This is a genomic window from Glutamicibacter sp. ZJUTW, assembly GCF_008370855.1.
Taxonomy (GTDB): Bacteria; Actinomycetota; Actinomycetes; order Actinomycetales; family Micrococcaceae; genus Glutamicibacter; species Glutamicibacter nicotianae.
Genome location: NZ_CP043624.1, coordinates 1,029,407 through 1,051,175, shown reverse-complemented (window position 1 = coordinate 1,051,175; position 21,769 = coordinate 1,029,407). Strand labels below are relative to the sequence as shown.

Here is a 21,769-nt window from a genome sequence, read left to right as displayed (position 1 = left end):
CGTTACACCTTCGAGTCTAGAAGACCGCGGATCATTCGCTGGGCATTGTTGCTTCCGCGTTGGGCGCAAGACGAAACATCACGAGGACAATGCCGGGGTCGACATTTTCATTGCGGCGCCCGTCGCGCGATCGGGTTGCGCTGCAATTCCCCACGGCATCGAGGCTCGCTGTGCTGAAGCCATACAGGAATCTGCGAACGAATCAGCATCGTCGGCTTCGAAAATTAACGCTTTTCCATGGCGCCGGCTTCGGAGATCAGAACAGGATCGTCGCGAAGGTTCCGACCTGTTCAAATCCGATGCGCTGATATGTCTTAATCGCAGCGGTGTTGAAATCGTTGACGTAGAGGCTCACGACTGGCGCGAACTGCATTGCGTAGTCCACAGCGGAGGCCATGTAGCCGGCAGCCAACCCCTGTCCGCGGTACATCGGATTCACCCAAACACCTTGGATTTGCACAACTTCATCGGTGACCGTGCCCAGGTCAGCCTTGAAAATCACGTTGCCCCGCTGGTCGCAGTCCATGAGGGTATGCCCGTCACGAATTAGCTGGCGTACACGATTGCGGTAGAAGCTTCCCCCGTTTTCCAACGGCGAATAGCCAAGTTCCTCTTCGAACATTGCTGCGCTGGCCGGCAGCACTCGATCGAATTCCTGGACCTGGGCCGGACGGAGCCGATTGCGTCGAACGCCCGACGGGTTGTGCGAGATCGCCATTAATGGCTGATTCGCCCGGAGCTCGAAAATTTCTTGCGGACCGTCCCGCAAGACCTCATGCATGGCCAGCACGGTTTCCGCCGGGCCGAAGACCGAGGCGAATCGCTGGCGGGTCTCGATGGCATGCATGGCGAATTTCTGGGCATCGGCCTCCGGCATGGCGGTGGGCGCCATATTGGCGCCCACCCAGCATGCCGATTCAAGGCCTTCGCTGCCGTCCAAGCCAACGATATGGGCAAAGCCATCTGGAACCGCTGACTTGTGGATGTTCACCTGCGAACGGGTGAAGATGTTGGCGACGGGGTCGCGATCGAGCAACTCGATGAGGGCGGCCGTGTCACGACGGCCCAAGATGCGCGGCGCTCCCTCGACGCTTCGTCGGCTAGTTCTAGCTGACGGAGACCACGGGAGAACCCGAGGAAGGATTCTCGTCATTGTCCAGTCCCATTTCTGCCGCCAAACGGTTGGCTTCTTCGATCAAAGTCTCGACAATCTGGTCTTCCTGGACGGTCTTGATGACCTCGCCCTTGACGAAGATCTGTCCCTTGCCGTTGCCCGAAGCTACACCGAGGTCCGCATCGCGGGCTTCGCCCGGTCCGTTGACGACGCAGCCCATGACTGCCACGCGCAGTGGAGCCTTCATGCCTTCCAGCCCAGCAGTAACCTGCTCAGCCAAAGTGTAGACATCCACCTGGGCACGACCGCAGGATGGGCAGGAAACGATGTCCAGCTTGCGCGGACGCAGGTTCAGCGATTCCAGGATCTGGTTGCCGACCTTGACTTCCTCGACCGGTGGGGCCGACAGCGATACGCGAATGGTGTCACCAATGCCCTGGGAAAGCAGTGCACCGAAAGCGGTCGCGGACTTGATGGTGCCCTGGAACGCAGGACCGGCCTCGGTCACGCCCAGATGCAGCGGCCAGTCGCCGCGCTCTGCCAGCATCTCGTAGGCGCGGACCATGATCACCGGGTCGTTGTGCTTGACCGAGATCTTGAAGTCGTGGAAGCCGTGTTCCTCGAACAGGGAGGCTTCCCAGACAGCCGATTCGACCAGTGCTTCAGGGGTGGCCTTGCCGTACTTCTGCAGCAGGCGGCGGTCCAGTGAGCCGGCGTTGACGCCAATGCGGATCGACGTGCCGTGGTCCTTGGCAGCCTGTGCGATTTCCTTGACCTGGTCATCGAACTGTCGGATATTGCCCGGGTTCACGCGTACGGCGCCGCAGCCTGCCTCGATGGCGGCGTAGACGTACTTCGGCTGGAAGTGGATGTCGGCGATGACCGGGATCTGCGACTTCATCGCGATGATCTTCAGCGCTTCCGCGTCCTTGTCCGTTGGGCAGGCAACGCGCACGATGTCGCAGCCGGCAGCGGTCAGCTCAGCGATCTGCTGCAGGGTGGCGTTGATGTCGTGGGTCTTGGTGGTGGTCATCGACTGGACCGAAATCGGCGAGTCGGAGCCGACACCTACGGATCCAACCTGGAACTGGCGAGTCTTACGACGTGGTGCGAGTACCGGCGGTGGGCCTGCCGGCATGCCTAGGCTGACCGAAGTCAATGGACGCCTCCGAATAGATTGTGGGTATTTCTCTACTCCAAGTATGTCACCGTATCGCGGTGAGCGGGTATTGATGCGAGAAAGGCCACGGGAACCGTGGCCTTTCTCCCGTCATTTTGCAGCTGGAGCCTGCGAAAGCCTAGTTGGCTGCGGCGATTTCCTTGATGCTCTTCAGCACGCCGGAAACCTGCTCGACAACTTCAGCGTCGTCCTTCGGGTGCAGTTCTGCGAAGCGCACTACCGAGTTCGGGATGGCCAGCTTGACGTTTTCAAGTACGTTGGCGCCGGCGATGTTCAGTGCCTTGCGTGCTTCGTCCTGTGCCCAGACGCCGCCGTACTGTCCGAAGGCGGTGCCCAGGACTACGGTTGGCATGTCCTTTAGTGCACCGGCACCGAAGGGACGGGACAGCCAGTCGATGGCATTCTTCAAGACAGCTGGCATGGTGCCGTTGTACTCGGGGGTGACCAGCATCAGCGCGTCTGCTTCGCCGGCTGCGTCGCGCAGGGCCTGGGCTGCGGCTGGAACGCCACCTTCCACGTCATGGTCCTCGTTGTAGAACGGGATATTCTCCAAGCCGCTGAACACTGAAACTTCCATGCCTTCGGGGGCGTTGTGCGAAGTGGCTTCCGCCAGCTGCTGGTTGGTCGAACCGTTGCGCAGGGAACCGACGAGGGTGAGGACTTTGGTGGTCATAAGGTGTTCTCCTTGGGGCAGAATAAATAGAAAGCTGACGCTTCATCTACTTTCAACCGCATCGCCAAACCGGGCATTCCGCCGATTCCAGTGACATGGGACACAGTAGTTGCTTTCTCCGGTCAGTCCATTCCCGGCTTGCGGCGAAGCTGCTTCGTGGCCGAGCGATTGGCCTTGGCGCTCAGCCTGCGCCGGTGCGATCCCCGGGTGGCTTTCGTTGCTTTGCGCGCGGGCGCATCCGGGGCCAGGGCTTTTTCGATGATGCGTCCCAGCTTCTCCTGCGCAATCTGGCGGTTGCGCCATTGAGATCGTTCCTCGGCGGCAGTCACGACCAGTGCTCCAGCCACGAGGCGCGGTCCGAGTTTCTCGAGCAGCCTCTGGCGCTGCCAGTCGGACAATGCCCGTGAAGCGCCAATCACCCAAGCGAGCTCCACGCGGGAGTCAGAGGTATTCACATGCTGGCCGCCTGGGCCTGAAGAACGGGAGAAATGCCATTTCAGCTCCGCTGCAGGGATCGCCAGTGCCGGCGTAATCTGCACATCCATAATGCTCTCCCCTTTCTTCTCCCCTACCAGTCTGGGCCATCGATGCCGTTTAAGGCAGCCAGCCTCCGCCGTTCTTGGTACAGAACAACGGAGGCTGGCACATGCAACCTGTCGCCTAGGAAGCGAATTCCTTCAGCAGGCCCATGACCGGGTTCCATTCTGTGATGGTGGCCGAGCCGACTGCGCCAACCAGCTGGAATGGGTCATTGGACAGCACGTCTTCCAATGCCACCTGCGATTCGGCTGCGAAGATCAACAGCGCGCCGTCGCTGACCGGAGTTGGCCCCGAAGCCAGAAGGCGTACCGAACCTTCGCCAAGGAATCCCCCGAGGTACTCGCGGTGCGCTGGACGGTGTTCGTCGCGCAGCTCGGTGGAATTTTCGGCGTAAGCGTATTCAACAGCAAAAACAGTCATGTCTACAGCTTATTTCTCTCGTCTCAGAACAGTTGTATCGGCTTGAAGATATCCGCATATATTAAGAGCCCGCCCATGACCAGCATCGCCACCACGACGACATAGGTCAGGGGCAGTAGCTTGACCGTGTCAACCGGCTTGACCTTCTTGATCTTGAAGATCCGTGCAAACATGCGCTTCAGCCCCTCGTACAACGCGCCCACCACGTGGCCGCCATCCAGCGGCAGCAGCGGGATCAGGTTGAAGGCGAACAGCGCCAAGTTCAGGCCCCCGACGAGCGACAGCAAGGTTGCGAATTTGTCGGCGACCGAGATGGAATCCTCGGCGCTAATCTCACCGGCGATGCGTCCAACGCCCACAATGGACACCGGCCCGTTGGGGTCGCGTTCCTCATTGCCGAAGGCCGCTTGGGCGACATCCACCATGCGCTGGGGTAGGTGAAGGATGACGTCACCGATCTTCAGCAGCTGCTCCCCGATCACACCGGGAACCGCGCTCAGGGGCTGGGTCAAGTCGCGTTGCAAAGAGCCCATCCCGACGAAACCGACCTTGGTCATGATGTATTCGCCGTGCTCATCGAGCAGCACATAGCCGTTCTCGTCAGTGGCCGGACGCTCGGTCAGGTACGGGGTCAGCTCAGTGGTATGGCTCTGCCCGTCACGGGAGTATTCCAGGGTGATGGGCTCTCCTGGGTGATCGCGGATGACATCGGTGAGCTTGTTCCACTCGGCTTGCGCGACAGGGGTGCCGTTCACCGCGGTAATCGTATCGCCGGGCAGCAGGCCAGCCTCGTAGGCAGGAGCCGGGACGTCCTCGTCGGTGCATTCGGTCTGCTCCGCGTTCTGCGCGCTGGCAATGCACTGGTACACCTCGGAGACCGTGGTGGTCGGGGTGGCCTGCCCGAAACTGGTGAGCACTATGGCGATCACCACGAACCCGATGAGCAGGTTCATGATCGGGCCGCCGAGCATGATGATCACGCGCTTGTAGATCGGCAGCTGGTAGAACAACCGGCCTTCATCGCTGGGCAGCACGTTTTCGTTGGCCTGCGAACGCGCGTCATCGACCATCTGGCCGAAGACCTTCTGGAAGAGATTCGGCTTCTTCCCCGGAGCATCGGCAGCGACCTGCTCGCGTGGCGGGTACATGCCGACCATCGAGATGTAGCCGCCCAGTGGCAGCGCCTTGATGCCGTATTGGGTTTCACCCCGCTTGAAGGAAACCAGTGTCTTGCCGAAACCGATCATGTACTGCGGAACCCGCAGCTTGAAGAGCTTCGCGGGCACCAGGTGCCCTATTTCATGCAGCGCGATGGACAGCCCGACGGCTACCAGCATGAACAGGACGCCGCCGATGAACAGCAATGCACTCATGCGCTCGCCTCGATGATCTTCGTTGCATGGGCGCGGGCCCAACGATCGGTTTCCAGCACTGTTTCCACCGACAGCTCGGCATTCACCGGGGTGTACGCGTCCAGTGCGCGTTCAATGGTCTCGACGATGCCGGTGAAGCGGATCTTTCCATCATGGAAGGCATCCACTGCAACTTCGTTGGCGGCGTTGTAGACGGCCATATGCGTCCCCGACGAGGACGCTGCCTGCTTGGCAAGCTTCACAGCGCTGAAGACTTCTTCATCCAGCGGTTCAAAGGTCCAGCTGGCCGCGGTGGAGAAATCGCAGGCCTTCGCGGCCCCGTCGACCCGATGCGGCCAATTGATGCCCAGGGCGATGGGCAGGCGCATGTCCGGCGGCGATGCCTGGGCAATCACCGAACCGTCGATGAACTCCACCATCGAGTGGACGATGGACTGCCGGTGCACCACGGGCTCGATCTTCTTCAGCGGCACGTCGAAAAGCAGGTGGGCTTCGATGACTTCCAGGGCCTTGTTGACCATGGTGGCCGAGTTGGTGGTGACCATGCGCCCCATGTCCCAGGTCGGGTGGGCCAGTGCCTGGGCAGGGGTGACATCACGCAGCTGCTCGTAGCTGCAGCCGAAGAATGGGCCTCCGGAGGCCGTGACCAGCAACTTGGCCACTTCCTCCGGCGCACCAGAGCGCAGGGCCTGGGCAAGGGCGGAGTGCTCGGAGTCTACCGGCGAGATCTGGCCAGGGGCTGCGATCTGCTTGACTACCTGGCCTCCGATGATCAGGGATTCCTTGTTTGCCAGGGCCAGCAGGTGGCCGGCTTCCAGCGCAGCGATGGTCGGAGCCAGTCCAATGGCACCGGTGATGCCATTGAGCACTACGTCGGCCTCGGCGAACGCGGCTACCTCGGTGGCTGCCTGCGCGCCAACCACCAGCTCGGGTTCGTATCCGGTCACCGATGCGTCCTCGGCGGCCTCCTGGATGGCCGCGGCCAGCTCATCCTTTGATTCCACGGCGCTGCCGACCATTGCAGGACGGTGCTTGATGGCCTGGCGAGCCAACAGTTCAAGGTTATATCCGCCGGATAAGGCGGCCACGGAGAATTGGCCGGATGCCTCTTCGATGACGTCCAGTCCCTGCGTACCGATGGAACCGGTGGAACCGATCAGGCTGACTCGACGGGGATGCCCGGCTGGAATGAAGGTTTTCTGGAAGCTCACCTAACCTATTATGGTTCGTTTAACTGTGAGCGCCCAAAGAGCGCCACACCCTGGAATCAGAATGCGGCGCTCCCTGCGGGTGGTGTTCAGAGACCAAGGCTGCGGGCAATGAGCATCTGCTGGACCTGCGTGGTCCCTTCTCCGATTTCCAGGATCTTCGAATCGCGGTAGTGGCGTGCCACCAATGACTCATTCATGAATCCGTACCCGCCAAAGATCTGGGTAGCATCTCTTGCATTGTCCATCGCCGCTTCGCTGGCAATCAGCTTGGCGTGCGCGGCTTCAATCTTGAAGTCCTTGCCGGCAAGCATTTTTGCCGCGGCCGCGTAATAGGCCAAGCGGGCAGTGTGGGCGCGCGAGGCCATGCGGGCAATCATGAAGGAAATGCCCTGGTACTGGCCGATTGCCTGGCCGAAGGAGGTACGGGTCTTGGCATATTTAACCGCCTCGTCAAGGCAGCCCTGCGCAGCGCCGGTGGCCAGGGCGGCGATGGCGATGCGTCCTTCGTCGAGGATTTCCAGGAAGTAGGCGTATCCGCGTCCGCGCTCGCCCAGCAGGTTCTCCTCCGGAACCCGCACTCCGCTGAAGCTCAGCGGATGGGTATCGCTGGCACGCCAGCCGACCTTGTCGTAGGCCTTTTCCGCGGTGAATCCCTCGGTACCGGTCGGCACGATGATGGCAGAGATTTCCTTTTTACCGGTTGCTTCATCGACGCCAGTCACTGCGGTAGCCGTGACGAGGGAGGTGATATCGGTGCCGGAGTTGGTGATGAATTCCTTGGCGCCGTCGATGACCCACTGGCCACTTTCAAGTTTCGCCTTGGTCAAGGATGCTGATGCATCGGATCCTGCGCCCGGCTCGGTCAGGCCGAAACCGGCCAAACGTTCACCAGCGGCCAGGTCAGGCAGCCACTTCTGCTTTTGCTCCTCGCTGCCGAAGCGGTAGATCGGCATCGCGCCCAGGGAGACACCGGCTTCCAGGGTGATGGCTACCGACTGGTCGACCTTGCCCAGCTCTTCAAGCGCCAGCGCGAGGTGGAAGTAGTCGCCGCCGGAACCGCCGAATTCTTCGGAGACCGGAAGTCCAAAGAGACCCATCTCCCCCATTTGCTTGACGATGTCGTAAGGGAAGGCATGGTTCGCATCGTTCTGCGCGCTCTGCGGAGCAACGACTTCTCGGGCGAATTCGCGGACCATGTCAACCAGGTCTTGATGCTGGTCGTCGAGTTCGAGGTCAATCATCAGGCTCTCTCTTCGTTGAGGGACGAACCGACACCGGCTGCGGAGTGTGCATTATCCGATGGCGGTCATGTTCTGCGCTTGGTGCGCGAGTTTCTTGGAAGCGCACGCTGCGACGAGTATGGTTAATATTTATTAACTGGTCACTGCCTACGGGTGGGTAGAACAGCTACATTTTTGACAGTAGTGGCAGCCGTCACAGTTGTCCAGACTGGGCTTGGCAAACGTAAGGAGTTGATGGTGTTGGCGAGCAAATATCAATCGCTCAATGAACCAACAGATCGCGAGCGCGCCAAAGCTGAACGACGCGAAGCGCTGTTACGCGAAGCCACGAGGCTATTTGCCTTGAATGGCTACGCGGGCGTTTCCCTGGAAGACCTCGGCGCGGCCTGCGGAATTTCCGGTCCGGCAGTGTACCGGCATTTCGCTGGCAAGCAGGCCGTGCTTATCGCCCTGCTGGTAGACATGTCCAAAGACATCTACGCCGGAGGTTGCACAGCGGCGGAAGCCGGCGGCACTCCCCTGGAGGTGCTGTCGCGCTTGGTGGATTTCCACACCGATTTCTCGCTGTCCCGCCCGGATATCCTGCAGGTCCAAGACCGCGACCTGAAATCGTTGCCGAAGGCCGAGCTGGAACTGGTTCGCAAACTCCAGAACTCCTATATCGGGCTATGGACTACCGAATTGGCAAAATTGCATCCCACCGGAAGCAAGCAGTCGCACCGGTTCCGTGCGCATGCTGTCTTCGGCTTGCTTAACTCAACAGCCCATTCCGCTCACTCACCGAGGACTAAAAAATCGGGTTTGAAGCCGTTATTGTCCAATATGGCACTCGCGGCGCTCACTTCCCCGGTAGTGTAGGTTTCAAGCCACTATTCCCTGGCGTGCCGAAACCGGCACGCTGACCCATACGATTGAAAGGCCTTTATCGTGCAGCTACGTGAAGTCCGCCCTTCCGACTTGGACGCATTCTTCGCTCACCAGCAAGAACCCGAGGCGAACCTCATGGCCGCTTATCAGGCGCGTAACCCAGCCGACCGCGCGGTATTCGACCACCACTGGAACTCGATTCTGAACGATCCTAATGTTCTAGTTCGCACCATCGAGAATGAGGGCGAAGTCGTTGGATCCATTCTGGTCTTCGACGGCGAAGTACCAGAAATCAATTTCTGGACTTCGACCAAGTACTGGGGCAAGGGACTGACCACCAGCGCAGTAGAAGCATTCCTTGCCGAATACACCAAGCGCCCCTTGACCGCACACGTGGTCCAGGACAACCTGGGTTCGATCAAGGTCCTGGAACGCCGCGGTTTCAAGACCATCGGCACCGAGCAGATCTTCTCCAACGCCCGTGCAGAGGTTGTCACCGAAAACGTCATGCAGCTGGATTAATTTCCCAACGCATTAAGCAAGAGCTGGCTCTCAATTGAGAGCCGGCTCTTGCTTCTTAACACGGTCCTGCAGCCAAAGTTGGCCCCTCGGCGGGCCGCAACGTTGCCTTCGTTCTGCGAAAGGCAACGTTGTTTCCGCGGGAGGCTGGCTGGGCGTCTGTTCATCGGAATTGAGCCTTCACCCAACCTGCCGGGCACAACGCTGTGGTACTCAACTCCCGTCTTCCGCGGGCCTGCAAGCACCGCTTTCAACGTGCGGACAACCGCAAAATGCCATGGCGGGCGAAAGGGGCGCGTTTCCAATGGCAATATTGGAAACGCGCCCCATTCGCTGTTCAGCGCAATGCCTACTTCGTGTTGTTCAGCAGGCGCCAAGCCTCTCGGCGTACTGCCTGCTCATGCGGATCCGGAACAGGTGCCGCAGCCAACAGCCGCTTTGTGTATTCATGGGTTGGGGCGTGCAGCACGGTGTCCACCATGCCCTGCTCAACCGCCTTGCCGGATTGCATCACCACGACCGCGTCCGCCAGCATGTCCACGACCGCCAGGTCATGGCTGACGAAGAGGCAGGCGAAGTTGAAGTCCCGCTGCAGCTCCTGGAGCATTTCCAGGACAACTGCCTGCACCGACACGTCCAAGGCGCTGGTCGGCTCATCGGCGATCAGCAGCTCCGGGTTCAAGGTCAACGCACGGGCAATGCAAATACGCTGGCGCTGGCCGCCGGAAAGCTCGTGCGGGTACCGGTTGATCACGTTGCGCGGCATCTTCACGGCATCGAGCAATTCTTCGGCACGCTTGGTGCGCTCGGCCTTGCTGCCGATCTTGTGCACCACCATGGGTTCTGTGATGCATTCTCCAATCGGGAATCGCGGGTTCAGGGATGCGGCCGGGTCCTGGAAGATCACGCCGATGTCCTTGCGGACCTTGCGTGCTTCCTTCGGGGAAAGCTTGGGCAGGTTGTGGCCCCTGACCGACAAGGTGCCGCTAGCTACCGGCAACAGGCCCAGCACCGCCTTGGCAATTGTGGACTTGCCCGAGCCGGACTCGCCCACAATGCCCAGGACTTCGCCCTTGGCAACATCGAAGCTCACGTTTTCCACGGCGCGGAAGATCTTCCCGCGCATGTCGTACTCCAGCACGAGGTCCTTGGCTTCCAGAACCAGCTCGCGCCCTGGAGGGGCGGTTTCCGAGCTGTGCGCAGCGGCCTGCGTGGTGACAACGGCCGGAGTGGACAGGCGGGGCACCGCAGCCAGCAGGCGCTGGGTGTATGGATGCTCTGGGCGCAGCAATACCTGATCCACGGTGCCCGTCTCCACGAGGTTGCCCTGGAACATCACTGCCACTTCATCGGCCATATCCGCAACAACACCCATATTGTGGGTGATGAGCAGGATGCCGGTATTCAGCCGGTCTTTCAGCTCGCGCAGCAGATCGAGGATCTCGGCCTGCACCGTCACATCAAGTGCGGTGGTCGGCTCATCGGCGATGATGACCTTCGGGTCGCAGGAGATCGCCATGGCGATGACGATGCGCTGCCGCTGGCCGCCGGAGAACTGGTGCGGGTACTGCTTGATGCGCTTGGCGGGATCCGGGATGCCCACCATTTCCAGCAGCTCGATAGCCCGGTCGGTCGCTTCCTTGCCGTAGGCGATGTCGTGCAGTTCCAGCGCTTCGGTCAGCTGGCGCTCGATGGTGAGCACCGGGTTCAGTGCCGTCATCGGCTCCTGGAAGACCATGGCGATATCGGTGGCGCGCATCTTGCGCAGCTTGCCTTCGTCCAGGCCAACTACGTTGACGTTTCCGACCTTGGCGGCACCGGAGACATTCGCGTTTTCCGGCAGCAGGCCCATGGCCGCCGTCGAGGTGACCGACTTGCCGGAACCGGACTCGCCGACCAGCGCGACGACCTGCCCCGGGCGGACGGCCAAGGACAAGCCCTTGACCGCGTGGACGTCGGCACCGCCGGTGGCAAAGACGACGTTGAGGTCGTTGAAGCTCAGTGCGAAGTCTTCTGAGCCTTGTTCATTCATTGGTGCTGCGTGGCTCATGGCTTCTCCTTGCGGGTTGGAAGGGCGAACATGCCAGCGCGGCGGCGGCGCTTCTTTCCGACCTGGCGCGGGTCGAAAGCATCGCGCAGGCCGTCACCCAGGAAGTTCACCGACAGGGCGATGGCAACGATGATCATGCCTGGCCACCAGAACAGCCATGGACGGGTGGTGAAGGCGTTCTGGTACTGGCTGATCAGCAAGCCCAGCGAGGATTCCGGGGCCTTCACGCCGAAGCCGAGGTAGGACAGCGAGGACTCCAGCAGGATCGCGCCGGCGATCGCGAAGGTGGCGTTCACGATGATCACGCCCATGGTGTTCGGGATCAGGTGCTTGAAGATCACGCGGCTGGTCTTCGAGCCCATGGCCTGGGCTGCGGCCACGTATTCGCGTTCGCGCAGCGACAGGATTTCGCCGCGGACCAGTCGGGCCAGTCCGGTCCAGGTCACCAATCCGAGCACCAGGGCCAGTGTGATGATGGAGCCGGTGGAGGCACCGGCCATCTTGCCGAGCACTGCCGCCAGGACCAGCAGCGGGATCACGATGAACAGGTCGGTGATGCGCATCAGGATTTCATCGACCCAGCCGCGGAAGTAGCCGGAAACAGCTCCGATGACGGTTCCCAGGACGGTGGCGACCAGGCCGACGACGACGCCGATGATGATGGACTTCTGCGTTCCGTTCATGACCAGCGCGAAGTAGTCCTTCCCGACCGAGTCCTGCCCGAAGGGGTGCTCGCCGATGCGGAAGCCTTCGCCGCCAAGCCAGGTGGGAACCAGGCTCAGCGTCGGCTTGCCGCCGTCCACGACCGCTCCGGCATGGTAGTAGTTCTGCCCCCACCAGCCGGGGAACGGGCCCCAGCCGATGGAGCTGAATGCGAAAACGGTGATGACGATCAGCACGATCGTGGAAATCATCGCCGGCTTGTGGCTGACGAAGCGATCGAAGACGATGCGTCCCTGGCTCTTCGGCTTTTCGTGGATCTGGGCCAGCTTGGCGTCTTCCACCTCGGCCACGGAAGAGAGATTTTGGGGCTCGTTCAAGTTGTTATTCGTGGTGCTCATCGCTGGTCCTTAGGGTTGCAGGCATGAAGGAAATTCATTGGTTCATGCCTCCTAGACTCGGATTCGTGGGTCAAGCAGGGCGTAAACGATATCCGCCAGCAAGTTGAAGAGGATGGCGGCGGTACCGGTAACCAGGAAGAACGCCATCACAGGTGCCGGGTCGACATGGTCCAGGCCGGTGGCGAACATTTCGCCCATGCCCTTCCAGCCGAACACGCGCTCGGTGATCACTGCGCCGCCGATCAGGCCGGCGAAGTCGAAGGCGGCGATGGTGGCAATGGGGATCATCGCATTGCGGAACGCATGGCGGAAGATCACGGTGCGTTCGCTCAGGCCCTTGGAGCGCGCGGTGCGGATGTAGTCCTGGCGCTGCACTTCGAGCATGGAGGAACGCGTGTAGCGCGAGTAGCTGGCCAGGGAGATCACCGCGAGCAGGATCGTTGGCATCAGCAGCTGGGTGCCGTTATCCAGGAAGTGGTCCCAGAAGCCGCCCTCGAGGTTGGCCGTGGAGGAACCGATGGTCGCGATGGGGCGTCCCTTGACGTCCAGGAACCCGGGCCACGCACGGAACAGGTGGTCGATAACGGTCAACGCTGCGCCGGCGACACCGGTGATGATGGAAACGGACATGGCTGCCTTGCGCAGGCGGCCTCCCATGAAACGCCCGATGGCTGCCGGGATCACTACCGCGAGAACCAGGCCGAAGAAGAGGATCCAGCCATTTGGCTCCAGCAGCATGTAGAAGGTCGCGTAGTACATGGCCAGGACCAGCACCACGGTAATCAATGCCGGGTACAGCACGCGCTTTTCCTTCAGGCCAACGCTCATGGCGGTGGCGCTCAGGGCCAGCAGAGCCGTCAGCACGATGATGATGGCCGGGCCCATTTGCGGGTAGCGGTAGAAATTCAGCCACAGGCTGTACTGCAGCACCAGCGGGACGAAAACCGCGGAGGCGAAGAAGGTGATGCCACGGCGCTTGAGCGAGCCGCCGAGGAACATCTGCAAGACGAGGCCGACAACGATGCCTATGGCTATGGACGTCCCCACGGATATCTGCGGATCGGCCAGCCAGTCGTTGTAGCTGATCGCCAGGTACTCCTTGAGCAGCACAGCTGCCCAGAAGACGGGAAGCGAGAAGAAGAGGAAGGTCAGGAAGGTAACGATGTAATCCAATCCGGAGTACTGGCGGATTGCAGTCAGCACGCCAATGGCGATACCCAGAACCGCGGCAATCACCGTAGCGAGCACGACCAGGCGCAAGGTGGATGATGCGGCGTTGGCCAGCAGGCCGGAGACCTCTACGCCGTTGATATTCCGGCCCAGGTCGCATTGGCCAATCAGGCACTTGCTGGCACCTGTCAGCCAGTCCCAGTAGCGGCCGTACCACGGTGCATCCAGGTTCATGTATTCCACACGCTGGGCCATCAGGTACTCGCGGTTATCCGCGTTGCTTTCGCGGAGGTCCTTGAGCGGGTCGCCTGAATTGATAACCAGTACGTAGAGCAAGAGCGATGCGGCAAACAGCACTGCCAGCGCTGAGCCCAGTCTCTTGGCGATAAATTTCCACACGGTTCTAATGTCCTACTTTCATCTCACGGAAGTGAGCCGGCCCTTGCGGTTGGGGACCTTTGAACACACTGCGGGGCCCGACTTGTGATCGGGCCCCGCACGTGTTCGCTCACGTTGTGCAAGTACGCTGCCTAGGGCAATTACTCAGCACGTACCCACTGCTCGGCGTTCCAGACGATCTGGTCCTGCGTTGCGGTGTGGCGGACATTCTGGATATCCGAACCCGAGGCGCTCAAGCCTGGGTGGGCGAATACCGGGATGCCGAACAGGTCATCCCACAGCAGCTTCTCGATCTTCTTGGTCTGTTCCGCGTGGACTGCTGGGTCCAGCGAACTTGCCAGGGTCTCCCATGCGGCGTCGACTTCAGGGTTCGAGTACTGGCCGAAGTTCTGCGGCTTGCCGGTGGCGTAGATGTTCTGGCCGGAGGTGATCTGGCCGGAACCTGCCCAAGCGAACAGCGCTACCTCATAGTCGCCACGATCCTGTGCACCATTTGGCGAGAAGAAGTCAGCCGAACCGGAGTCCACGATCTTGAAGCCGGCTTCGTCACAGGAGGACTTGATGGCCGAAACCTCGTTGGCACGACGCTCGTTAGGTGCCGAGTAGCCGATGCGCACTTCGGTGCCAACAGCATCCTGCTCTTCGAGGATCTTCTTTGCGCCCTCGATGTCCACTTCGTCGTAGCGGCCGTCATAGGATGCGTCCACTACTTCCTGGTAGTTGTCCTGGAATGGGAAGACTTCGCGGGCGTTCATCACGATGGCGTCAGGGTTCAGCGGCTTGACCAGGTTGTCAACAATCTGCTGGCGTGGAACGCACATGGCGAAGGCCTTGCGCAGTTCCAGGTTGGTCATTGCGTTGCCCTCGGCAAAGTTGAAGTCAAGGTGCTCCCAGGTCAGGGTGTCACCCTTCTGGATAGCCACCGCGTCGCCCAGGTTCTCCAGCTGCGCGAGCGTATCCACGGTCGGCTGCGGATTGATGACGTCGACGTCCTTGTTCTGCAGCGCCTGGACCATGCTGGCGTCTTCAAGGAATCGGAAGGTCAATTCCTTGGTTGCCGGTGCAGGGCCGTAGTAGTTCTCGTTGGCAACCAGAGTTACGGATTCGCCAGCCTTCCAGCTGCCCAGCTTGTACGGGCCGGATACAGGCGAGATCTTCTCATCGGGCAGCTTGCCCGGGTCGGTCATCCAGCCTTCGTTCCAGAAGTCGGCTGCCTTCTTCAGCTTGTCGGACTCCCCGGCGCGGATGGCGCTGACGAGTTCTTCGGTGCTCATGCCCGATTCCTCGGCCACAACGTGCGCTGGGTGCAGCATCCAGGTCTGCAGAGCCCAGTCCGGATCAGGCTCGGCGAACTCAACAGTGAATTCCTTGCCGTCCCAGTCGCCCTGCGGGCCTTCTGGCACGGTGTCGCCGAGATCAACGGAAACCGAGTTGAACAGCGGCTTTTCCTTGGAACCCTCATTGAGGTTCAGGTTCTGCACTGCCCATGCGAACACGGAGTCGGCGACGGTGATCGGGGTGCCGTCAGACCACTTGGCATCTTCAGCGATCGTGTACTTGATGGTGAGCGGGTCGTCGCTGACCTTTTCGTAGCTGCCCAAAGCCTCGTTCGGGTACAGGGTGCCGTCGGTGCCGAAGTAGCTGAAGCCGGCAAACATGCGATCCACGATCGCCGAGTTGTAGGTGGAGTACGTGTTCGGAGTAAAGCCGTTGTAGCTGATGAATTCCGGTGCACCCACGGTGACGTTGATGGTGTCGTCGGCAGTGGTGATATCACCGAGATCAGCCTTGCCGCTGTTCGCTGCTTCTGCCGAGCCGTTGCCTCCACCTGCGTTGGCATCCTTCGATGCGTCTGCGCCGGTGTCTCCGCCGCCTGGAGCACAAGCCGACAGGGCCAGGGCCAGGGCAGCTCCTACAGCTACTGCTTTCGAAACGCGCTGAAACCGCATTTCGCCTCCTAGAGTTCTTGAATGGTACGAGTTCCGGATCGGTGGATCCACTGTGGATCAGATCACATGATCAATCCATTGAGGAATAGACTAACCCGAATTTTCTGGCTTGGATATAGAAAGAAGCGCTTCAGATCTCCGCCACCCCCTGCCCCTGAGAGTCATTCGCAATGCGCTTGTTACTCGCCAGTTTTCGAGACGCACCTCACATCCCCGAGATTTCAAGGGTTTCTTTCAGATTGGGAAAAATCAATCGGGCAACTGTTTCACGCATGTTGACTCGCGGAGTGATTTATAACATTTTTGCAACGTTTGTTTCAGTTTCATTAAATCTGAAATATTCGTTGAATATGACGCCGGTTGAGCTTACATTAAGCGCCGAATGGGCCGGCGAAACCTTTCGGTTTCACCGGCCCACTCAGTTGATTCCGGAGCTGCTAGATCAGTGAAGCACCAGGAATAGCAGCCAGCAGATTGCGGGTGTAAGCGCTCTTTGGCGTATCGAAAATCTCGTCCGTCGTTCCCTGCTCTACGATCTTGCCGTGTTCCATCACGCAGACGTTATCTGCAATCTGGCGAACCACGGCCAGGTCGTGGGTAATGAACAGGTAGGTGAGGCCCATCTCGCGCTGCAGTTCATCGAGCAGCTCCAGCACCTGGGCCTGGACCAGCACGTCCAACGCGGAAACAGCCTCATCACACACGATCATTTCCGGTTGCAGGGCCAGGGCACGCGCGATGGCGATGCGCTGGCGCTGCCCGCCGGACAGCTCATTCGGGAAGCGGTGCATTGTGGAAGCGGGCATGGAGACCTGCTCCAGCAGCTCCTTGACCTTCTTCTCCCGCGATGCCGCATTGCCAATGCCGTGAATGCGCAGCGGCTCTTCGATCGTCCGGAAAATCGAGTACATCGGGTCCAGGGAACCGTACGGGTCCTGGAAGATCGGCTGCACACGCCGGCGGTACTTGAACAAGTGCTTCTCGCTCAGGTTGCCGATCTGCTCGCCATCAAAGATGATCTCGCCCTCGGTCTTGTCCAGCAGGTTCAGCACCATCTGGGCGATGGTCGACTTGCCTGAACCTGACTCGCCCACCACGGCAGTCGTGGTGCCCCGGGGGATCTCAAAGGAAACGTTGTCCACCGCGGTGAACTTCTCCTTCTTGCCGAAGCCCTTGCGGATATCGAAGACCTTCGTCAGGTTGCTGACCTTCAGCAGCGGTTCAGCCTTGCCCGGCTCAATCTCGTCCACAATGGCCTCGTGCTTGTCCCCGCGCTGCGCAGACAGCGACGGAGCCGAATTGATCAGGCGCTGGGTGTACGGGTGCTGCGGGTTGCGCAGGATCTCCAGCGCCGGGCCGTATTCGACGACGCGTCCCTTGTACATCACGACGACCTTTTCGGCACGCTCGGCTGCCAGGCCCAGGTCGTGGGTAATGAGCAGCACCGCGGTGCCCAGTTCACTGGTCATGGTGTCCAGATGGTCCAGGATCTGCTGCTGCACGGTGACATCCAACGCACTGGTTGGCTCATCGGCAATCAGCAGGCGCGGACGGCAGGCCAGGCCAATGGCGATCAGCGCACGCTGGCGCATGCCACCGGAGAATTCGTGCGGGTACTGGCCAGCACGGGTCTCCGGATCGGGCAGACCTGCATCAGCCAAGACCTGGGCCACGCGCTTGTTGGGGTTGTCCCCCGCCAAGCCGTTGGCCTTCAAAGTTTCCTTGACCTGGAATCCGATCTTCCACACCGGATTCAGGTTGGACATCGGATCCTGCGGAACCATGCCAATATGGTTGCCGCGCAGCTCGACGAAACGCTTTTCGCTGGCTTGGGCAATGTCTTCGCCGTCAAAGAGAATCTGGCCGGAGGAGACCTTGCCGTTGCCGGCCAGCAGGCCGATAGCGGCCAGGGCCGAGGTCGACTTGCCCGAACCGGACTCGCCGACGATTGCCACGGTTTCGCCGGGCATCACGGTGAAGTTCGCGTCGCGGACCGCGTGGACCGGACCGTCAGGGGTGGAGAAGGTAATCGCCAGGTCCTTGACTTCCAGCAGCGGCTTTGGAGTTGCACTCTGAGTCATTGCTTAGGCTCCCTTCCGGGCCTTCGGATCCAGTGCATCACGCACTGCATCACCGAGCATGATGAAGCTCAAAACCGTCACCGAAAGGAACAGCGCTGGCCACATCAGCATGGTCGGGTTGTTGCGCAGCTGGGTACGCGCCGAGGAAATATCGTTGCCCCAGCTCATGACGTCAGGTGGGAGCCCGACGCCCAGGAAGGACAGCGTGGCTTCGGCCACGATGTACACGCCCAAGTTCACTGTGGCAACAACGATGATCGGTGCCAGGGAATTCGGAATCACGTGCTTGAGCAACGCGCTGAACTTGGACAGGCCCAGAGCGCGCGAGGCCTTCACGAAGTCCGCATTGCGGGCCTCGATCACAGCACCGCGGGTAATGCGCGCCAGCTGCGGCCAGCCGAAGATCGCAAGCGTGACGATAACCGTCCAGACGCTTCGGTTCTCGCGGAATGCCGGCAGCTGCATCACGATGATGGCGCCCAGGATCAGCGGCAGGGCGAAGAAGATGTCACCCAGGCGGGCCAGGATCGTGTCGACCCAGCCACCGTAGTAGCCTGCCAGCGCGCCGATGGCGCCACCAAGCAACACCACGATAAGGGTAGTGAAAACGCCTACCAGCAGCGAGGCACGCGTGCCGTAAATAGTGCGCGCATAGATATCGCAGCCCTGCAGGTTGAAGCCCATGATATGTCCAGGGCGTGCTGGTTCGTTGGAATTCTCCAAGAGGCAAGCCTGGTTGCCAGCCGGATCAATCGATGTGAAGAGCTGCGGGAAGGCAGCTACGACGATGACCGCGATGATCATGATCGTGGAGATGATGAATAGCGGCTGCTTGCGCAGCGAACGCCACGCTTCGGCCCACATGGACAAGGGCTTGCCGGTTTCCTTGACCGAGTCCACGGCTTGCAGGGGGGTTTCGTCCAGCGGAGCAACGTAGTGCTCGATCTTGTACTTGGAAACCTTGCCGGCGCGGTTGCTGCGGATGGGCAAGCCGTCTTCGGGATTAAAGTTCTGGTTCTCAGGCATAACGGATCCTTGGGTCAAGCAGTGCGTACAGCATATCCACGATCAGGTTGGCAAGTACGAAGACGATCACCAGAACGCCTACGACTGCAACCACTGTCGGGGTTTCGCCCTTCTGGATTGCTTGGTAGAGCAGGTGGCCGACACCGGGCACATTGAAGATGCCTTCGGTGACAATCGCGCCACCCATCAGTGCACCCAAGTCGGCGCCTAGGTAGGTCACCACGGGGATCAGGGAGTTGCGCAGGATGTGCACGGTAACCACGCGATTGCGACTCAGGCCCTTGGCGGTCGCGGTGCGTACGTAGTCAGCGGTCTTGTTCTCGATGACGGAAGTACGCGTCAGGCGCAGCACGTAGGCCAGCGATACCAGGCCGAGCACCAATGCGGGCAGGATCAGTTCGCCCCAGGTTGCCGCGCCGGAAACTGTAGGTTTGGCCCATTCGAGCTTGACACCGACCACGTACTGCAGCAGGAAGCCGAGCACGAAAGTTGGAACTGCAATGACCAGCAGCGACGCAACCAACACGGTCGAGTCGAACAGCTTGCCCTTGCGCATACCAGCAATAACGCCGAGGATGATGCCGAATACGGCTTCAATCACCAATGCGAGGATTGCCAGGCGTGCCGTGACGGGGAACGCCCGCGCGAGCATCTCCTTGACTTCCTGTCCGGAGAACGAGGTTCCCAGGTCCAAGGTCACCAGGTTCTTCAGATACAGGCCATATTGAACCCAGAACGGCTTGTCCAGGTTGTATTGCGCGGTCAGCGCGGCTTTGGTGGCATCGCTCATGGGCTTGCCACCAGAAAGCGCGGCGATCGGGTCACCTGGAGTGGCGAAAACCAGGAAGTACACTAGCAGCGTTGCTCCGATGAAGACCGGGAACAGCTGCGAGATTCGCTTCAGGGTAAAACTTAACATGCTTGCATCTCACCTCGAGACACGTGAGGGCACAGGGCCATTTTCATCCTCTTTCCGTCGATAAGTAATTCGACGTTTGTTTTTGCGAGGCAGGACAAACACGCCAAAGGGAGACCCTGTTGTTCTCGGGTCTCCCTTAGCGCGTTTTCAGCTTCTATCCGGTCTGACTTGGTCGGAAGCTGAAGGGAACTTATTTGCCAGTGATTTGCTGGTACAGCGGAACACCGTTCCACCCGAACTCGACGTTATCCACGTTCTCGCTCCAACCACCCTGGACTGCCTGGTACCACAGCGGGATGGCTGGCAGATCCTTGAACAAGATCTCCTGTGCCTCGTTGAAGATCTTTGCGCCCTCGGCAGGATCCGTGGCCGACAGGCCCTCGGCCAGCTTGTCGTCGAATTCCTTGCTGGAGTACTTGCCATCGTTCGAGCCAGCCCCGGTGCCGAATAGCGGACCAAGGAAGTTGTACAGCGATGGGTAGTCGGCCTGCCAACCGGTACGGAATGCACCGGTCATCTTGTAGCTGGTGACCTTCTCGCGCAATTCCTTGAATGACGAGAATGGCTGGGCAACTGCATTGATGCCCAGGTTGCTCTTCAGCTGGTTGACGACAGCTTCGACGTATTCCTTGTTGCCAGCGCCGTCGACGTTGTAGCCGATGGAGAATTCGTCGCCGGAGTCCCACTTGCTGATCTCATCAGCCTGTTCCCACAGCTTCTTGGCTTCAGCTGCATCGAAGTCCAGGACTTCGCTGCCTGGAATGTCTGCGCTGTAGCCTTCGAGCACTGGTGCGGTGAAGTCATCGGCCTTGACCTTGCCACCCTGGTACACCTTGTCGATGATCAGCTGGCGGTCAATGGCCCGGGAGATCGCAGCACGGCGCAGGTTGCCCTCTTCGCCCTGCTTGAAGTGATCCAGGTAGCCCGGGATGGTGATGGTTGCGTTGCCGGCATATGGCGAGTTGACCGAGCGGTCGCCCAGGTCAGTCTCGTACGAAGCCAGAGAGCTTGGCGGGATCTGGTCCAGCACATCCAAGTTATTGGAGAGCAGATCGCTGTAGGCCGAGTCCGTGGACTGGTAGACCTTGAAGTCGATGCCGCCGTTCTGGGCTTCGCGTGGGCCCTCGTAGCTTTCGTTGACTTCCAGCTTCAGGTTGACGTCGTGGTTCCATTCGGTCAACTTGTAAGGGCCGTTGCCAATTGGCTTTTCGCCGAAGGCCTTTGGATCCTCGAATGCCGCTTCAGGCAATGGCATGAATGCGGTGTAGCCCAAGCGCAGCGGGAAGTCGGACTCAGGCTGGGACAGCTCGACGGTGAAGGTGGTGTCATCCACGACCTTCAGGCCCTCCATCTCATCCTTCTTGGAGCCTTCCTTGTTGACCTCGTCGAAGCCCTTGATGGACTCGAAGAAGTACGAGTTCAACTGCGCGTTCTTGGCTGCGGCACCGAAGTTCCAGGCATCCACGAACGAAGCAGCAGTTACTGGGGATCCATCGGAGAAGGTCTGTCCGGCCTTCAGCTTGATGGTGTAGTTCTGGGAGTCTTCGGTTTCGATGGACTCGGCGAGTTCATTGACCGGCGCGCCCTTGGCGTCGTAGCTGACCAGGCCGGTGAAGATCAGGTCCATGACGCGACCGCCGCCAACTTCGTTGGTGTTAGCCGGCAGAAGGCCATTCTGCGGTTCGGTGGTGTTTGCGGTTACGACATACGAGCCGTCACCTTCGCCACCGGCGGTTTCGGTCGAACCGCCGCCACAAGCGGACAGGGTCAGCGCCAAGGCTGCAGATAAAACGACAGCCTTAGATGCGTGCGAGTATCGCATCCTATTTCTCCTCAACAGATCGTTGCTGCTTCTGCATTTCGCAGAGCCGTGCAGGCAAGCGTGAGCTATAGCACGTAGTGAATGAGATTACATCAAACATTGCGAAACAACCAATGAATAGTCATGAAAGTAATGCTTGAAATCGGTTTATTCA

General features: G+C 60.1%; 18 protein-coding genes. 2 read left to right on the top strand and 16 right to left on the bottom strand.

Features of this window, described 5'->3' with window-relative positions:
* Nucleotides 1-256: 256 nt before the first annotated feature.
* The 8 genes from F0M17_RS04955 to F0M17_RS04920 all read right to left on the bottom strand — a co-directional run bounded on the left by F0M17_RS04955 (nt 257) and on the right by F0M17_RS04920 (nt 7,752).
* Nucleotides 257-1,069 carry a DUF4081 domain-containing GNAT family N-acetyltransferase gene (locus F0M17_RS04955; protein WP_083586685.1) on the bottom strand — a complete coding sequence of 271 codons (813 nt, stop codon included), beginning with the start codon at nt 1,067-1,069 and terminating at the stop codon, nt 257-259.
* 37 nt (nt 1,070-1,106) lie between these two features.
* The gene (ispG, locus tag F0M17_RS04950) at nt 1,107-2,273 is read right to left on the bottom strand and encodes a flavodoxin-dependent (E)-4-hydroxy-3-methylbut-2-enyl-diphosphate synthase (RefSeq protein WP_038989684.1); all 1,167 of its coding nucleotides are present in this window, start codon (nt 2,271-2,273) and stop codon (nt 1,107-1,109) included.
* 139 nt (nt 2,274-2,412) lie between these two features.
* Entirely contained in the window at nt 2,413-2,967 is a 555-nt protein-coding gene (locus F0M17_RS04945) for an NAD(P)H-dependent oxidoreductase (protein ID WP_073706740.1), read from the bottom strand.
* Nucleotides 2,968-3,089: 122 nt separating this feature from the next.
* The gene (gene arfB / locus F0M17_RS04940) at nt 3,090-3,512 is read right to left on the bottom strand and encodes an alternative ribosome rescue aminoacyl-tRNA hydrolase ArfB (RefSeq protein ID WP_038989686.1); all 423 of its coding nucleotides are present in this window, start codon (nt 3,510-3,512) and stop codon (nt 3,090-3,092) included.
* A 115-nt stretch (nt 3,513-3,627) separates the two neighbouring features.
* Entirely contained in the window at nt 3,628-3,927 is a 300-nt protein-coding gene (locus F0M17_RS04935) for a YciI family protein (RefSeq protein WP_038989687.1), read from the bottom strand.
* Between the two features lie 23 nt (nt 3,928-3,950).
* Nucleotides 3,951-5,300: an RIP metalloprotease gene (locus F0M17_RS04930; protein ID WP_121866432.1), complete on the bottom strand. Its 1,350-nt coding sequence runs from the start codon at nt 5,298-5,300 to the stop codon at nt 3,951-3,953.
* On the bottom strand, nt 5,297-6,511 hold the full coding sequence (gene dxr / locus F0M17_RS04925) for a 1-deoxy-D-xylulose-5-phosphate reductoisomerase (RefSeq protein WP_149596568.1): 1,215 nt from the start codon (nt 6,509-6,511) through the stop codon (nt 5,297-5,299). Before dxr ends, F0M17_RS04930 begins: the two co-directional genes overlap by 4 nt.
* Before the next feature lie 86 nt (nt 6,512-6,597).
* Entirely contained in the window at nt 6,598-7,752 is a 1,155-nt protein-coding gene (locus F0M17_RS04920; RefSeq protein ID WP_038989689.1) for an acyl-CoA dehydrogenase family protein, read from the bottom strand.
* 183 nt (nt 7,753-7,935) lie between these two features.
* Between F0M17_RS04920 and F0M17_RS04915 the strand changes: the two genes are divergently transcribed.
* Together F0M17_RS04915 and F0M17_RS04910 are read left to right on the top strand one after the other, a co-directional pair.
* A complete protein-coding gene (locus F0M17_RS04915; protein WP_223308907.1) occupies nt 7,936-8,610 on the top strand; it encodes a TetR/AcrR family transcriptional regulator in 675 nt (224 codons plus the stop codon).
* Nucleotides 8,611-8,679: 69 nt separating this feature from the next.
* On the top strand, nt 8,680-9,141 hold the full coding sequence (locus F0M17_RS04910) for a GNAT family N-acetyltransferase (RefSeq protein WP_149596567.1): 462 nt from the start codon (nt 8,680-8,682) through the stop codon (nt 9,139-9,141).
* Between the two features lie 346 nt (nt 9,142-9,487).
* Here F0M17_RS04910 and F0M17_RS04905 read toward each other — a convergent pair whose 3' ends face one another.
* From F0M17_RS04905 to F0M17_RS04870, 8 genes are all read right to left on the bottom strand, one after another.
* Nucleotides 9,488-11,188 (bottom strand): ABC transporter ATP-binding protein, encoded by a 1,701-nt coding sequence (locus F0M17_RS04905; protein ID WP_073706737.1) that lies wholly within the window; start codon nt 11,186-11,188, stop codon nt 9,488-9,490.
* Nucleotides 11,185-12,249 (bottom strand): ABC transporter permease, encoded by a 1,065-nt coding sequence (locus F0M17_RS04900; protein WP_038989696.1) that lies wholly within the window; start codon nt 12,247-12,249, stop codon nt 11,185-11,187. Before F0M17_RS04900 ends, F0M17_RS04905 begins: the two co-directional genes overlap by 4 nt.
* 51 nt (nt 12,250-12,300) lie before the next feature.
* On the bottom strand, nt 12,301-13,818 hold the full coding sequence (locus F0M17_RS04895) for an ABC transporter permease (protein WP_073706736.1): 1,518 nt from the start codon (nt 13,816-13,818) through the stop codon (nt 12,301-12,303).
* 140 nt (nt 13,819-13,958) lie between these two features.
* The gene (locus F0M17_RS04890; protein WP_038989700.1) at nt 13,959-15,767 is read right to left on the bottom strand and encodes an ABC transporter family substrate-binding protein; all 1,809 of its coding nucleotides are present in this window, start codon (nt 15,765-15,767) and stop codon (nt 13,959-13,961) included.
* Between the two features lie 437 nt (nt 15,768-16,204).
* Complete coding sequence (locus F0M17_RS04885) at nt 16,205-17,848, bottom strand: ABC transporter ATP-binding protein (RefSeq protein WP_038989702.1); 1,644 nt, start codon at nt 17,846-17,848, stop codon at nt 16,205-16,207.
* 3 nt (nt 17,849-17,851) lie between these two features.
* Nucleotides 17,852-18,874 carry an ABC transporter permease gene (locus F0M17_RS04880; protein WP_223308906.1) on the bottom strand — a complete coding sequence of 341 codons (1,023 nt, stop codon included), beginning with the start codon at nt 18,872-18,874 and terminating at the stop codon, nt 17,852-17,854.
* Nucleotides 18,867-19,793, bottom strand: a complete 927-nt coding sequence (locus tag F0M17_RS04875) for an ABC transporter permease (protein ID WP_038989703.1) — start codon at nt 19,791-19,793, stop codon at nt 18,867-18,869. The genes F0M17_RS04880 and F0M17_RS04875 overlap by 8 nt, the downstream gene beginning before the upstream one ends.
* Nucleotides 19,794-19,983: 190 nt before the next feature.
* On the bottom strand, nt 19,984-21,615 hold the full coding sequence (locus tag F0M17_RS04870) for an ABC transporter substrate-binding protein (RefSeq protein ID WP_073706735.1): 1,632 nt from the start codon (nt 21,613-21,615) through the stop codon (nt 19,984-19,986).
* Nucleotides 21,616-21,769: the final 154 nt, after the last annotated feature.

What these genes read in the sequence shown, in the direction of transcription:
- F0M17_RS04945 (WP_073706740.1), bottom strand. Translation starts at nt 2,967, where the DNA reads ATGACCACCAAAGTCCTCACCCTCGTCGGTTCCCTGCGCAACGGTTCG.
- arfB (WP_038989686.1), bottom strand. Translation starts at nt 3,512, where the DNA reads ATGGATGTGCAGATTACGCCGGCACTGGCGATCCCTGCAGCGGAGCTG.
- F0M17_RS04935 (WP_038989687.1), bottom strand. Translation starts at nt 3,927, where the DNA reads ATGACTGTTTTTGCTGTTGAATACGCTTACGCCGAAAATTCCACCGAG.
- F0M17_RS04930 (WP_121866432.1), bottom strand. Translation starts at nt 5,300, where the DNA reads ATGAGTGCATTGCTGTTCATCGGCGGCGTCCTGTTCATGCTGGTAGCC.
- F0M17_RS04920 (WP_038989689.1), bottom strand. Translation starts at nt 7,752, where the DNA reads ATGATTGACCTCGAACTCGACGACCAGCATCAAGACCTGGTTGACATG.
- F0M17_RS04905 (WP_073706737.1), bottom strand. Translation starts at nt 11,188, where the DNA reads ATGAGCCACGCAGCACCAATGAATGAACAAGGCTCAGAAGACTTCGCA.
- F0M17_RS04900 (WP_038989696.1), bottom strand. Translation starts at nt 12,249, where the DNA reads ATGAGCACCACGAATAACAACTTGAACGAGCCCCAAAATCTCTCTTCC.
- F0M17_RS04890 (WP_038989700.1), bottom strand. Translation starts at nt 15,767, where the DNA reads ATGCGGTTTCAGCGCGTTTCGAAAGCAGTAGCTGTAGGAGCTGCCCTG.
- F0M17_RS04885 (WP_038989702.1), bottom strand. Translation starts at nt 17,848, where the DNA reads ATGACTCAGAGTGCAACTCCAAAGCCGCTGCTGGAAGTCAAGGACCTG.
- F0M17_RS04880 (WP_223308906.1), bottom strand. Translation starts at nt 18,874, where the DNA reads ATGCCTGAGAACCAGAACTTTAATCCCGAAGACGGCTTGCCCATCCGC.
- F0M17_RS04875 (WP_038989703.1), bottom strand. Translation starts at nt 19,793, where the DNA reads ATGTTAAGTTTTACCCTGAAGCGAATCTCGCAGCTGTTCCCGGTCTTC.
- F0M17_RS04870 (WP_073706735.1), bottom strand. Translation starts at nt 21,615, where the DNA reads ATGCGATACTCGCACGCATCTAAGGCTGTCGTTTTATCTGCAGCCTTG.